Here is a 13,138-nt window from a genome sequence, read left to right as displayed (position 1 = left end):
CGGCGGCCGGTGCCTCGGCCTCCGGGAGTCATCGCACCGCGCAGCGAACCCGTGTATGAGCCCGCGCCATGCCCCCCCGTGACGAGCCGATCCCGGACCTGACCGCCGACCCGAGGCCGCCGCGCCCGCCGGCGCCGCCGAAGGAGAGGCCGCGCCGCCGCCGCCGCGGGCCCTTCGGCGGCATCTTCCGGTTCCTCTTCACCCTCGCCGCCGTCGGCCTGGTCGCCGGCGGCGTCGCCGCCTTCGGCCTCTATCGGCACATCGCCGCCGATCTGCCGGACTACCGCTGGCTCGCCGACTACCAGCCGCCGCAGATGTCGCGCATCTATGCCGCCGACAGCCGGCTGCTGGCGGAGCTTGCCTCCGAGCGGCGGATCTTCATCCCCATCGAGGCCATCCCGAAGCGGCTCCAGGCCGCCTTCGTCAGCGCCGAGGACCAGCGCTTCTGGGAGCATCACGGCGTCGACCCGATGGGCATCCTGCGCGCCGTCATCACCAATATCGAACAGTACGGCACCGGCCGGCGCATGGGCGGCGCCTCCACCATCACCCAGCAGGTCGCCAAGAACATGCTGGTCGGCGCCGACCGCACCATGATGCGCAAGGCGCGGGAGGCGATCCTGGCGATCCGCATCGAGGAGGCGCTGCCGAAGGAGCGCATCCTCGAGCTCTACCTGAACGAGATCTTCCTGGGCTACCAGGCCTATGGCGTGGCCGCCGCGGCGCAGGCCTATTTCAACAAGGGGCTCGACGAGCTGACGCTCGGCGAGATCGGCTTCCTCGGCGCCCTGCCCAAGGCGCCGAACAACTACAACCCGCTCCGCTACCCCGAGGCCGCGCGCGCCCGGCGCGACTGGGTGCTCGACCGCATGGCCGAGGACGGCGCGGTGACGCGGGAGGAGGCGCAGGCGGCGAAGGCCGAGCCGATCGTCCCGCGTCCGCTGCGGCGGCCGGAGGTGGTCCCGGTCGGCCAGTACTTCACCGAGGAGGTGCGGCGCGACCTGATCAGCCGCTTCGGCGCGGAGCAGACGACGCAGGGCGGTCTCGTCGTCCGCACCTCCATGGACCCCGCGCTGCAGGCGGCGACCGAAGGCATCCTGCGCGGCGGCCTCGCAGCCTATGACCGCCGGCGCGGCGGCTGGCGCGGACCCGTCGCGCGCATCTCGGCCGGCGCGACGGACTGGATGCCGCAGCTCGAGGCGGTGCAGCGCCCGGGCGGCGTGCTGCCGGAGTGGAAGCTGGCGGTGGCGCTGGAGGTGCGGCCGGGCGAGGCGCGGCTCGGCTGGGTGGAGCGGCCCGACCCGCGCCTGCCGGCGCAGCCGCGCAGCGCGTTGCTGGCGCTGGACGATGCCGCCTGGGCGCGCAAGGCGCTGGGCGAGGGGCGGCTCGGCCCCGCGCCGCGGCGGATGCAGGACGTGCTGGCGGTGGGCGACGTGGTGCCGGTGGAGGTGATCCCCGGCACCCCGGCCCAGGGCCGAGTGGCGGCGCGGCCGGAGCGCCTCGCGCTGCGCCAGGTGCCGCAGGTGGAGGGCGCGATCGTCGCCCTCGACCCCGCGACGGGCCGCGTGCTGGCCATGGCTGGCGGCTGGTCCTTCGACAAGAGCCAGTTCAACCGCGCGACGCAAGCGCAGCGCCAGCCCGGCTCCTCCTTCAAGCCCTTCGTCTACCTGCCGGCGCTGGAGGCGGGCGTGCCGCCGAACCAGCGCTTCCTCGACGGGCCGATCGAGGTGATGACGGCGCAAGGGCCCTGGCGCCCCTCGAACTACACCGAGGGCAGCTACAACGGCTACGTCACCATCCGGACCGCGCTGCAGAAGTCGCTGAACCTGGTCACCGTGCGGGTGGCGCAGGAGGTCGGGATGGCCAAGGTCGCCGAGACCGCGGCGCGCTTCGGCGTCATCGACGCCATGCCGAAATACCTCGCCATGTCGCTCGGCTCGGGCGAGACGACGGTGCTGCGCATGGCGGCCGGTTATGCCGGCTTCGCCAGCGGCGGGCGTCGCGTGACGCCGACCTTCATCGACAGCGTGCAGGACCGCCGCGGCAAGGTGGTCTGGCGCAGCGACGCCCGCGCCTGCGAGGGCTGCGCCGCGCCGGCGCCGTCCGAGGAGCCGCCGGCGCTGGTGGATGCGCGCCCGGAGATCGCCGACCCGATCGCCGCCTACCAGATGACGAACATCCTGACCGGCGTGGTGCAGCGCGGCACCGGCATGGCCGCGGGGAAGGGGCTGAACCGGCCGATCGCCGGCAAGACCGGCACCACCAATGACTACGTGGACAACTGGTTCGTCGGCTACACGCCCGACATCGTCATCGCGGTCTGGCTGGGCTTCGACGAGCCGCGGAGCCTCGGCAAGGACGAGACGGGCGGGCAGAACGCCGCGCCGATCTTCCGCGAGGTGCTGCAGGCGGCGCTGAAGGACAGCCCGCCGGTACCCTTCCGTGCGCCGCCGGGCGTCGCGCTGGTGCGCATGCAGGACGGCAATGCGACGATCCTGGAGGCCTTCCGGCCGGGCACTGAGAACAGCGCGCGGCCGGTCGGCGGCGAGTCCGGCGGCGGCACGGCGGCGGGCGCGGACCAGAGCCTCGGCGGCCTGTACTGACACCCCGCGTCAGCGGAGGCGCCTTACGGCTCCTTCGACTGCGTCGAAGGCGACCATTGCTGACGGCCATGATGCCGGAGCCGCGTCAAAGGCATAGCCGCGCGTCGCGCGAATAGCGCGCCTTCGGCACGACGCGCGGTGCGGCGAAGCCGCACCCTTGACGCGGCTCCGGCATCATGGCTTGGGCTCGGGGTCGCTCGACGGTGTCGAGCGCCCTGCACGGGCGCCCGTTTGACGCGATCAGGTGCGGGCGAAGGGCACCGGCCCGCCCGGCGCCAGTTCCGCCACCACCTGCCGAAAGGTGTCGCGGTAGTCGGTGGCGACGCGCAGGTCCACGCCCTCCTCCAGCGCCTCCGTCGAGAGGCCGGGCCAGGGCCCGAACTGCCGCGCCAGGCCGAAGGGCCGGTGCCCGCCGCCGCCGAAGGCGAACATCACGCCCGCCCGGCCATGATCCGTGCCGTTGCTGCGGTTGGCGCGCAGCCGCCGGCCGAACTCGCTCGCCACCAGCACCGTCCAGCGCCGCGGCAGGTCCCGCAGGTCGGCATCCAGCGCCGCCAGGCCCTGCGCCAGCACCCGCGCGCGGTTGGCGAAGCGCCCGGCCTGGCCGTCATGCGTGTCCCAGCCGCCAAGGTCCACCGCGGCGGCGGTCAGCCCGGGGTCGAGCTTCGCCACCTGCGCTACCGTCGCCAGCCCGCGGCCGAACTCGGCCGCCGGGCCGTAATCGACCCCCGCGGCCGGCGCATAGGGCAGCACATGCCCGGCCGCGTCGCGCGGCAGCGCCCGGTCGAGGCTGGCCAGGCTGGCCAGCGCCTGCCGCCCCGCCTCCGCCGCCGGGCCGGCGGCCTGGCCGTGCAGCGCCTGCAGCATCGCCTCGCCGAAGGCGCCGCCCGGCACCTCCAGCCCGCCCGCCAACGTCGGCACCGTCAGCGTCCGCCGCCCGCCGACCAGCGCCGCCGCCGCCGCGTCCTGGCCGGAGAGCGCGATCACCGGCGCGCCGCTGCCCAGCCCCTCGGCCCAGGCGGCCAGCCAGCCGCCATGCGGCGGCGCCTCGCCGGAGCGGCCCTGGCCCCAGCCCATCAGCGCCTGCGCCTCGAAATGGCTGCGCGTCGCCAGCGGCACGCCGGCCGCCGGCCAGATCGCCATCCGCCCCTCCCGCCAGATGGTGGCGAGCGGCGCGGCCTCCGGATGCAGGCGGAAATCCACCTCCCGCGAGGCATCGAGCCGCGCCCCGGCCCTCTCGCCCTCCGCCGCGGTGCGCAGCGGTGCGATCCGCAACTCGGTGAAGTCCCGGTCGTCGGCCGGGGAGAGGAAATGCAGCCCGTCCATCCCGCCGCGCAGCGAGACGAGGATGAGCAGCGGCACCTCCCGCGCCGCCGGCGCGGCGAAGGCCAGGCCGCGCAGGCCGGGAAGGGCGGTGGCGGCGAGTCCGGCGCGGAGCAGGCCGCGGCGGCCGAGCAGCATCGTCATGGCGCGGTCTCTCCTTCTCTCACACCCGCTGGAAGGCCGGCGCCGTCAGCACCCAGCCGGCAAGTTCCGCCACCTCGGCGCCACCCGGTCGCTCGGGCCGCCCGGCCTGCAGCCAGACGCCGGCGACGGTCTCCGCGACCGGCGCGCCGGCGGGCCCGAGGGCGAGCCTCGCCAGCCGCGCTGTCGCCGCGGCGACCGGCTGGCCCGCCAGTTCCGCGAAGAGCGGCGAGGCGCCGGTGCCGCCCGCGCCGCGGGCGAGGTTGAGCAATATCCCCCAGCGCAGTCGCAGCGCGCCGGCGCCGTCGTACTGCGTGGCCTCCAGCGGCTGGCCGTCCGGCGAGGGCCAGCCGAACAGCGCCTGCCCCGCGCCGGCCATCTGGCCGAGCAACGGGGCCGTCGGCGCGAGCGGCAGCGCATAGGCGCGCGCCGCGGCCGCCACCGCATCCAGCGGCCGGCGCATGCGGCCGAGGTGCGGATCGGCGATCTCCGGCCCGGCCAGGATGGCGCGCACCGTGCGGGCGATCTGGTCCGGCGCGGCGAGGCCGCTGCGGAAGGCGGCGACGGCGCGGCCGACCACGGCCTCGGGCACCGGCTCGCCCACCAGGAAGCGGACCAGCTTGGTGCAGACGAAGCGCGCGGTCGCCGGGTGCCCGGCCAGGATGTCGAGCACCGCGCGGCCATGCGCCATGGCGCCGGCGAAGGGCTCGAGCTGCCGGCCGAGCACCTGCTTCTGGTACTGGTCGTGCCAGGGCTCGACGAAGATGAACTCGCCGCTGTCGGGCAGCCGGCGCGCCCCGTCCAGCGGCTGCCCGGCCGCGACGGTCCAGCCGGTGAAGGCGCGCGCCGTCTCCCAGACATCGGCATCGACATAGCCGGCAAGCCGGCCCTCGGCGTCGCGCGGCACCTCCTTCGTCGTGCGCGCCGCGCCGTAATAGGCGGGGCGGCCGAGGGTGTGCAGCTCCAGCAGCTCCCGCGCATAGTTCTCGTTCGGCGCGCCGGCGCGGGAGCTCTGGTTGTTCAGGTAGAAGAGCATCGCCGGGCTGGTCGCCGTCGCCTCCAGCAGGGCGCGGAAATTCCCCAGCGCCTGGCCGCGGATGCGCCGGTCGTGCTCGACCAGCGAGGCCTGCACCTGCGCCGCGGCGGCGACGCCGACCGAGAAATGGTCGTGCCAGAACTCGACCAGCCGCTCGCGGAGCTGCGCCTCGGCCGCAGTCTTGCGGACCAGGGTGGCGACCGAGAGCTCGAGGCGGGCGCGCTCGATCTCCTGCGGCGCGACCAGGGCGGCGGGACGGCCCGGGGCCTCGGCGCGGGACCAGAAGCGCCAGTTCTCCGCCTGGCTCATGCCGAGCCGGGTCAGCGGCCGGTCCTCCTCCACCGCCGGCCAGGCGCCCTCCTTCGCGGGGTAGCGGATCGGCAGGCGCAGCGCGGCGAGCCGCGCCTCGATCGCCGGCTCCTCGGCCGGCAGGGCGAGCTGCCGCTCGACCCAGGGGGCGAGGCCGTCACGGGACAGCGCCTCGGCCTCTCCGGGACGGGCGCCATAGGCGGCGCGGGCGAGGACGCGATGGGCGGCGTCGAGGCCAAGTGCGGATGCGGCCAAGGCAATCTCCTGGCGAAACCGGCAGGGTCACAGGCTATCCGGCCGCCTGGCCGGAGGGCGAGTGAACTCGGGTGAAGGAATGTCGCCTTCCTTAACCGTCGGTCCGGCGCTGGACGGCCCGCCGCGCCGGCCCTATCTCAGCCGCCATGCGCGCCGACGCCGAATCCCTGAACGAGCAGATCACCGCCTCGGTGTCCCTGCTGAGGAGGCATCTTTGACTGGGATGCCGCCCTTCGCCGCCTCGATGAGCTGAACGCTCGCGCCGAGGATCCCACCCTCTGGAACGACGCCGCCGCGGCGCAGAAGGTCATGCGCGAGCGTGGCCGGATCGCCGACCAGGTGGAGGGCGTCAGGAAGCTCGAGCAGGCCGTGCGCGACGCGCTGGAGCTGATCGAGCTGGCCGAGGCCGAGGGCGATGCCGTGACCGCGGATGCCGCCGTCGCCGATCTCGAATCCCTCGCCGCCGAGGCCAAGCGCCGCGAGATCGAGAGCCTGCTCTCGGGCGAGGCGGATGCCAACGACGCCTATCTGGAGGTCAATGCCGGCGCCGGCGGCACCGAGGCCCAAGACTGGGCCGAGATGCTGCTGCGCATGTACCAGCGCTGGGCCGAGCAGCGCGGCTACAAGGTGCAGCTGACCGAACAGTCCGAGGGCGAGGAGGCCGGGATCAAATCGGCCACCATGCAGGTCAGCGGCCCGAATGCCTATGGCTGGCTGAAGACCGAGACGGGCGTGCACCGCCTGGTCCGCATCAGCCCCTTCGGCGGCAACGACAAGCGCCAGACCAGTTTTGCCAGCGTCTACGTCTATCCGGTGATCGACGACAAGATCGAGATCGAGATCAATCCGGCCGACCTGAAGACGGACACCTTCCGTGCCTCCGGCGCCGGCGGCCAGCACGTGAACAAGACGGAATCGGGCGTCCGCTTCACCCATATCCCGACCGGGATCATCGCCGCCTCCACCCAGGACCGCAGCCAGCACCGCAATCGGGCGATCGCCATGGAGATGCTGAAGGCGCGTCTGTATGAGCTGGAGCTGCGCAAGCGGGAGGCGGTGAGCGACGCGGTCGAGGCCGGCAAGACCGATATCGGCTGGGGCCACCAGATCCGGAACTACGTGCTGCAGCCCTATCAGCTCGTCAAGGACCTGCGGACCAACCTCGAGAAGGGCAATCCGGCCGCCGTGCTGGACGGTGACCTCGATGACTTCATGGCCGCGGCGCTGGCCGCCCGCGTCGGCGCGACCCGGTCGGAGGCGAGCGCCCAGGCGCGCTGAGGCCAAGCCGTGGATGCTGGGCGGGCCGGCTCAGGCCCCTGCGCCGTCCGGTGCCCCGGCCGAAGCGCGCCTCACGCCTCCAGCCGCAGCATGACCTGCTGCCGCACCGAGGGATGGCGGAGCGCGATCTCCCCGGGCTGCACCGCGGCCTGCCAGCCGCCATGCCGGGCATGGCGCATCAGCGCCGCCGGCAGGATGGTCACCCCCTCCGCGGCGCGGCGGTTCGTCACCAGGATGCGGTCGGGGGCGAATTCCACGCGCCACCCCTCGCGCTGGGCGAGGCGGAGCAGGCTGGAGAGGACTGACCAGTCCGTGCGGTCGAATGCGGGCTGCATGCATCGGCGCTAAGCGGGGGTGGTGACCCTCGTTGCGTGCCGCGCGTAAAAGTGTGCCCGCACCGGGCTCCGGCAGCCTGCCCGGCCTTCACGAAGTCGTTTGCCCGCCCTGGAGGCATGGTGCATGAGGGGGCGGCGGCGGACAGACCTGCCCGCCTCACCACAACGCAGGGTTGCGACCGCATGCGGGTCCTCTTCGTGCACCAGAACTTCCCGGGCCAGTACCGCCATGTCGCGCCGGCCCTTGCCGCCCGGCCCGGCACCCGGGTGGTGGCGCTCGGCGAGAATGCCGGGGAGGCGCTGCCGGGCGTCCAGCACCTGCGCTACCAGCCGCCCTCGGCCGCCAGCGAGAAGACCCACCGCTATGTCCGGCGGCTGGAGAATGCCGTCTACCGCGGCCAGCAGGTGGCGCGCGCCGGCCTCGCGCTGAAGGAGCGGGGCTTCGTTCCCGACATGGTCTGCTGCCACCCGGGCTGGGGGGAGGGGCTGTACCTGCGCGACGTCTTCCCCGATGCGCGCATGCTCTATTATTACGAGTACTACTACACCTCCGCCGGCGGCGATGTCGGCTTCGACCCGCCCGGCCCGGTGCATATCGACGATGCCGCGCGCGTGCGGACGCTGAACGCCAACCACCTGCTCTGCCTGCAGGCCTCCGACTGGGGGCATACCGCGACCCGCTGGCAGGCCAGCCGCTTCCCGGACTGGGCGCGGGACCGCCTCTCGGTGGTGCATGAGGGCGTGGACACGGAGACCATCCGCCGCCTGCCGGACCCGGCCTTCACCCTGCCGAACGGCGCCACGCTGCGCCGGGGCGACGAGGTGGTGACCTTCATCGGCCGCGGGCTGGAGCCCTATCGCGGCTTCCCGACCTTCATGCGCGCCCTGCCCTCGATCCTGGAGCGGCGGCCCAATGCGCAGGTGGTCCTGGTCGGCGGCGACGAGCCGCATTACGGCTCGAGACCACGGGAAGGCGGCACCTGGCGGGCGGTGATGCTGCAGGAGGTTGGCGAGCGGATCGACCAGGGCCGCGTGCATTTCGTCGGCAAGGTGCCGCATCCGCAGCTCCAGGCGATCCTCAGCCTGTCCTCCGCGCATGTCTACCTGACCTATCCCTTCGTGCTCTCCTGGTCGATGCTGGAGGCCATGGCCAATGAGTGCCTGATCGTCGGCTCGGCCACGCCGCCGGTGCAGGAGGTGATCGAGGACGGCAGGAACGGCCTGCTGGTCGATTTCTTCTCCCCCGTGCAGGTTGCCGATGCGGTGGTGCTGGCCCTGGCCGAGCCGGAGGCTTGGTGGCCGCTGCGGCGGGCGGCGCGGCAGACGGTGGTGGACCGCTACGACCTGCGGAGCCGCTGCCTGCCCGACCTGATCGATCTGATCGACGACGTCGCGGCCGGGCGGAGGCCGCGGCTCGGCGGCAGCCGCGACCTGGTGCCGCCCGGCCTCGGCTAGAGCGGATCGCAGGCGGAGGTGGACGTCCGGGAGCGTGAATTCGGTATGCGATCAATGGCCTGCAGTGGATTGCATTCAGTATTGAATACAAACCACTGCAGCCTTCCGGCAGCCGTCTGTGCGTTGGCGCACAGTGCGTCGCGGCGCCTGATTCCGGTATTGCTGCAGCGCGGCAAGACCCGATTGTCGAGCGGTTGCCGGTGAGGTATCCGGCGCATCAACCCAGCGAAGAGGCGGCTTTGCGGTGATCGTTCCAGTGATCCTGTCGGGTGGCACCGGCACCCGGCTCTGGCCCCTCTCGCGGGAAGGCTATCCGAAGCAGTTCTGGCCGCTGGTCTCCGACCGGACCATGCTGCAGGAGACCGCGAGCCGCGCCAAGGGCGCCGGCTTCGCCCCGCCGCTGGTCGTCTGCAACGAGGCGCATCGCTTCCTGGTCGCGGAGCAGTTGCGCGCGGCGAAGGTGGAGGGCGCCCGCATCATCCTGGAGCCGGCCGGGCGCAACAGCGCGCCGGCCATCGCCGCGGCCGCGCTGCTGGTGCAGCAGGAGGATCCCTTGGCGGTCCTCTGGCTGATGGCGGCGGATGCCTCGATCCGCGACGTGCCCGCCCTGCACGCGGCACTCGAACAGGCGATGACCGCCGCCGAGGGCGGCCGGATCGTCACCTTCGGCATGCGGCCGACCTCGGCCGAGACCGGCTATGGCTATATCGAGGCCGGCAGCCCCCTGCCGGACGCCCCCGGCGTGCAGGCCATCGCCCGTTTCATCGAGAAGCCGGATGCCCGCAAGGCATCGGATCTCCTGGCCGGCGGCCGGCATCTCTGGAACAGCGGCATGTTCGTCGCCTCCGCCGCGACCCTGGTCGCCGAGCTGGAGCGCCATGCGCCCGAGGTCCTGCGGGCGGTCAAGGCCGCGCTCGCGGGGGCGAAGCACGATCTCGACTTCGTCCGCCTCGGCGCAGAGGCCTTCCGGACCGCGCCCGCCATCTCCATCGACTACGCCGTCATGGAGAAGACCGACCGTGCGGCGGTCGTGCCGGCGGATATCGGCTGGTCCGACCTCGGCTCCTGGGACTCGATGTGGGATGCCTCCCCCAAGGAGGCCGGCGGCAACGTCACGCATGGCCCGGTCGAGCTCGTGGAGAGCGAGGGCTGCTATGTCCGGTCCGAGGGCATCCTCACCGGCGTGGTCGGGCTGAAGGACATGGTGGTGGTGACCACCGAGGATGCCGTGCTCGTCATCCCGCGGGAGCGCGCGCAGGACGTGAAGCTGCTGGTCGAACGGCTGCGCGCCGCAGGCCGCAAGGAAGCGACCGAGCACCGCCGCATCTACCGCCCCTGGGGCCATTACGAGGGGCTGATCCAGGGCGACCGCTTCCAGGTGAAGAAGATCTCGGTGCGGCCGGGGCAGAAGCTGTCCCTGCAGAAGCATTTCCACCGCGCCGAGCACTGGGTGGTGGTGAACGGCACGGCCGTGGTCCAGCGCGATGCGGACTCCATCCTGTTGCGGGAGAACGAGAGCATCTACTTGCCGCTCGGCTGCGTGCACCGGCTGGAGAACCCGGGCATGATCCCGCTGACGCTGATCGAGGTGCAGTCGGGCGCCTATCTCGGCGAGGACGACATCGTCCGCATCGAGGATACCTACGGCCGCGTGTGATCGGGCATCCCCGGCCTGTCCGTGCGCCTGCTCGGCCTTTGCCTGCTCCCAGGAGGAAGGCGGCCGAGCGGGTGAGCGGCCAGGCTCGGGCGTCCCGGCCGATCCTCTTCCGACGGCGCTGGCGGCATGCACGGCGATGTCGGCGGTCTCGGACACGCGGGTGGCGGTCAGCAGCAGCAGGCGCATGAACGCCCGCAGCTTGGGCGACTCGCGCTTCGCTGCCTGCCACACCGCCAGCCATTCCCACGCCCTGACGAACCACCTCGCCCGGCCGGAGGGGAGAAGGCGCAGCACCAGCCCGCGCACCGCGATGTCGCACAAGTCCTGTGCCTTGCCACCCTCGCGGCGGAGGTCAGCGATGGCCGACTCGGATAGGATGATCCTCATGACCAGACACTCGCGTCTCATCCGGCGAGACAGCAAGGCGCTCGGTCAGGCGGCAGGTTGCTTATAGGGTCTCGACGCAGGCCGCCCCGGCAAGGCGGGGATCGGCGCTACACCTTGATTATGGCCGCCCCGGGTGAGGGCCCGATCGGGGTCGCGGCGGCCCGGAGACCGGCCAATCCACCATGCCGGTCCCGCCACTGGCTTGCCGCCATCGGCCTGTCCCGCTAAGCTAATGGGATAGGCGGGCGTAGTTCAGAGGTAGAACGTCAGCTTCCCAAGCTGAATGTCGTGGGTTCGATTCCCATCGCCCGCTCCAGCCTTCAAAGGGTCTCAGCAAACCCCTTGGGCTTCCGCCGCAAGAAGATCTTCAGCAGGCTTCCGTCTCATGGAATCGGGCCGCCCTGGGATCTTTTCGAACGATGGCCCAATCCGCGATAGCCTGCCTTAGGTTGGCTGGATCGTCTCTCGATCGACCCGGATCATGGCGGGTGCTCGTGTTCGAAGCCAGAACGGCCGACCGGGGCCGTGCGGAGGTCTGCTGGCGCGCAGGACCTTCGCGTTGGACGTCTTCCAGAACTCGAGGATGTTCTGGGGCGCGGTCCCGGAACGCGGCTTCGAGCAATTCTTTCCCATGCTGAAGGATCCGGAACACTGTCCCGGGCGCCGTCCAGGGATGCGTCGTCCAGAGCATCGAGCAGATGCGCGAGGCCGGCCGCGGCGTCTCCCCGCTGCAGCGCAGAGCGAGAAGACCGGCCATTGCAGCGCAGCCGACATGCGCCCGTATATGCCAACCCATCGTCCGGGATCCGGGCGCGGCATACCGGCATGGCGCCGGGACCTTCGGCACGAATCGCACGAACACTGAATCTCGGCCCGCGAATACTACCAATCGGCATACGAACCCGGAGGCGTTGCCGTCAGTCGCATTGGCTCGGCGAGCCTCGATCTGCCGAGACATGCTCCCTTTCCGGGAGGAGAGTGCCCGCCGGGGGACTCGAACCCCCACATCCCCGAGGGACTGCGGATTTTAAGTCCGCTGCGTCTACCATTCCGCCAGGCGGGCGTGCCGGCCGCGCTACTTGCCCTCTTTCACGATCCGCCGGCAATGGTCCAGCGCGGCGCCGATCAGGTTGTCGCTCGCCTCCGGGGTCCGGAAGGCGGCGTGGGAGGTCAGCGTCGCGTTGCGGATGCCCTTGAGCCGATGGCCAACGGGCAGCGGCTCCTCAACGAAGACGTCGAGCGCGGCGTGGCCCAGATGCCCGCTCTCCAGCGCGTCGCACATCGCCGCCTCGTCCACCACGGCGCCGCGGGCGGTGTTCACCAGGATGGCGCCCTTCTTCATCCGCGCGATCCGCTCGCGGGAGAGGAAGCCGCGCGTCTCGTCGTTCAGCAGCAGGTGCAGCGAGACCGCGTCGCTCTCGGCCAGCAGCCGCTCCAGCGGCACGAACTCGACGCCGGGCAAGGATTTGGGCGACCGGTTCCAGGCCAGCACCTTCATGCCGATGCCGGCGCAGAGGCGGGCCATCTCCGCCCCGATCCCGCCCGTGCCGATCAGGCCGATGGTCTTGCCGGTGAGCTGCATGCCGACCACGCGTGGCCAGTCCCCGGCGCGGATGGCCGCATCCATCATGGCGACCTGGCGCGCCGCGTCCCACAGCAAGGAGAAGGCCATCTCCGCGACGGCGGTGTCGCCATAGCCTTTGATGATGTGGACCTGGACGCCGCATTGTTCGGCCAGCTCCTCCGGGTTCATGTAGCTGCGCGCGCCGGTGCCGAGGAAGACGACGTGCTTCAGCGACGGGCACTGCTTCACGATCTCGGTCGGGAAGGCGGTGTGGTCGTCGATGGCGATCTCGTGGCCCGCGAGCAGCCTCGGCAGGTCGGCCGGGCTGATTTCGGCGTCGAGGTTGATCCCCACCTCCGGGTCGTCGGGGCGCAGCAGCCGCTCGGTGACCGCGGCCAGCGAGTCATTGGCATCCACGAAGAGTGCACGCATCGGCCTCGGTCCCCCGGCTCTGGACAATCGACTGGCGGGCGGAGTTTCGTCGTCGGGCCGTTCGGCCCTGCGGCGCTCCGCTCCGGCGCGCATGGTAACGACGGCGGCAGCACGGTCCAGGGCCGCTCGGCGGCGGGCGCGGTCCCCGGCCGGCAGGCGATCCAGCGTGATCAGGCCGTTGCGCGGGCCACGGCCTCGTCATGGGTCATGCTGCCCCGGGTGGGGCCGCCGGGCAGCCGGACGGAGCCAAGCTAGCCGGTCCAGGCGGCGAGCCATGGCAGGGCGAGCAGGAGGGGAAGGGCGCGCCTGGAGCAGATCGCCGCAGGGTGGAAACGCCCGGGGCGTAGATCGGCCCGGCGTATC

8 protein-coding genes and 2 tRNA genes are annotated in these 13,138 nt (G+C 72.2%); 5 read left to right on the top strand and 5 right to left on the bottom strand.

Annotated elements, in window-relative coordinates; all coding sequences use genetic code 11:
• Positions 1-68 precede the first annotated feature (68 nt).
• Positions 69-2,603 (top strand): penicillin-binding protein 1A, encoded by a 2,535-nt coding sequence (locus tag Q7A36_RS06645; protein WP_305102883.1) that lies wholly within the window; start codon positions 69-71, stop codon positions 2,601-2,603.
• Between the two features lie 240 nt (positions 2,604-2,843).
• Here Q7A36_RS06645 and Q7A36_RS06640 read toward each other — a convergent pair whose 3' ends face one another.
• Positions 2,844-4,070 (bottom strand): DUF1501 domain-containing protein, encoded by a 1,227-nt coding sequence (locus Q7A36_RS06640; protein ID WP_305102882.1) that lies wholly within the window; start codon positions 4,068-4,070, stop codon positions 2,844-2,846.
• Positions 4,071-4,089: 19 nt separating this feature from the next.
• A complete protein-coding gene (locus Q7A36_RS06635; protein WP_305102881.1) occupies positions 4,090-5,667 on the bottom strand; it encodes a DUF1800 domain-containing protein in 1,578 nt (525 codons plus the stop codon).
• Positions 5,668-5,813: 146 nt separating this feature from the next.
• On the opposite strand from Q7A36_RS06635, the gene prfB reads away from it, so the two are divergent.
• Positions 5,814-6,945, top strand: a protein-coding gene (prfB, locus tag Q7A36_RS06630) for a peptide chain release factor 2 (protein ID WP_305102880.1) whose coding sequence is annotated in 2 segments (ribosomal slippage) — positions 5,814-5,882 and positions 5,884-6,945 — 1,131 coding nt in all. Because the reading frame shifts where the segments join, the coding sequence is not laid out codon by codon here.
• A 71-nt stretch (positions 6,946-7,016) separates the two neighbouring features.
• Here the strand turns inward: prfB and Q7A36_RS06625 are convergent.
• The gene (locus Q7A36_RS06625) at positions 7,017-7,280 is read right to left on the bottom strand and encodes a hypothetical protein (protein WP_305102879.1); all 264 of its coding nucleotides are present in this window, start codon (positions 7,278-7,280) and stop codon (positions 7,017-7,019) included.
• Positions 7,281-7,463: 183 nt separating this feature from the next.
• Between Q7A36_RS06625 and Q7A36_RS06620 the strand changes: the two genes are divergently transcribed.
• The 3 genes from Q7A36_RS06620 to Q7A36_RS06610 all read left to right on the top strand — a co-directional run bounded on the left by Q7A36_RS06620 (position 7,464) and on the right by Q7A36_RS06610 (position 11,095).
• Positions 7,464-8,735: a glycosyltransferase family 4 protein gene (locus tag Q7A36_RS06620; protein ID WP_305102878.1), complete on the top strand. Its 1,272-nt coding sequence runs from the start codon at positions 7,464-7,466 to the stop codon at positions 8,733-8,735.
• 244 nt (positions 8,736-8,979) lie between these two features.
• Positions 8,980-10,392, top strand: coding sequence for a mannose-1-phosphate guanylyltransferase/mannose-6-phosphate isomerase (locus tag Q7A36_RS06615; protein WP_305102877.1), 1,413 nt, complete (start codon positions 8,980-8,982; stop codon positions 10,390-10,392).
• Between the two features lie 628 nt (positions 10,393-11,020).
• Positions 11,021-11,095, top strand: a tRNA-Gly gene (locus Q7A36_RS06610).
• A 663-nt stretch (positions 11,096-11,758) separates the two neighbouring features.
• Here the strand turns inward: Q7A36_RS06610 and Q7A36_RS06605 are convergent.
• Positions 11,759-11,842, bottom strand: a tRNA-Leu gene (locus Q7A36_RS06605).
• 12 nt (positions 11,843-11,854) lie between these two features.
• Complete coding sequence (locus tag Q7A36_RS06600; protein ID WP_305102876.1) at positions 11,855-12,775, bottom strand: NAD(P)-dependent oxidoreductase; 921 nt, start codon at positions 12,773-12,775, stop codon at positions 11,855-11,857.
• Positions 12,776-13,138 lie beyond the last annotated feature (363 nt).

It is taken from the genome of Paracraurococcus lichenis, assembly GCF_030657435.1.
GTDB classification, from domain to species: Bacteria; Pseudomonadota; Alphaproteobacteria; order Acetobacterales; family Acetobacteraceae; genus Paracraurococcus; species Paracraurococcus lichenis.
Note: the sequence above shows the minus strand (reverse complement) of the source record. Positions and strands in the feature narration are given on the sequence as shown.

Bases quoted from the DNA above. Each gene is read 5' to 3' on its own strand.
- Q7A36_RS06645 (WP_305102883.1), top strand. From the start codon at position 69: ATGCCCCCCCGTGACGAGCCGATCCCGGACCTGACCGCCGACCCGAGG.
- Q7A36_RS06640 (WP_305102882.1), bottom strand. From the start codon at position 4,070: ATGACGATGCTGCTCGGCCGCCGCGGCCTGCTCCGCGCCGGACTCGCC.
- Q7A36_RS06625 (WP_305102879.1), bottom strand. From the start codon at position 7,280: ATGCAGCCCGCATTCGACCGCACGGACTGGTCAGTCCTCTCCAGCCTG.
- Q7A36_RS06620 (WP_305102878.1), top strand. From the start codon at position 7,464: ATGCGGGTCCTCTTCGTGCACCAGAACTTCCCGGGCCAGTACCGCCAT.
- Q7A36_RS06600 (WP_305102876.1), bottom strand. From the start codon at position 12,775: ATGCGTGCACTCTTCGTGGATGCCAATGACTCGCTGGCCGCGGTCACC.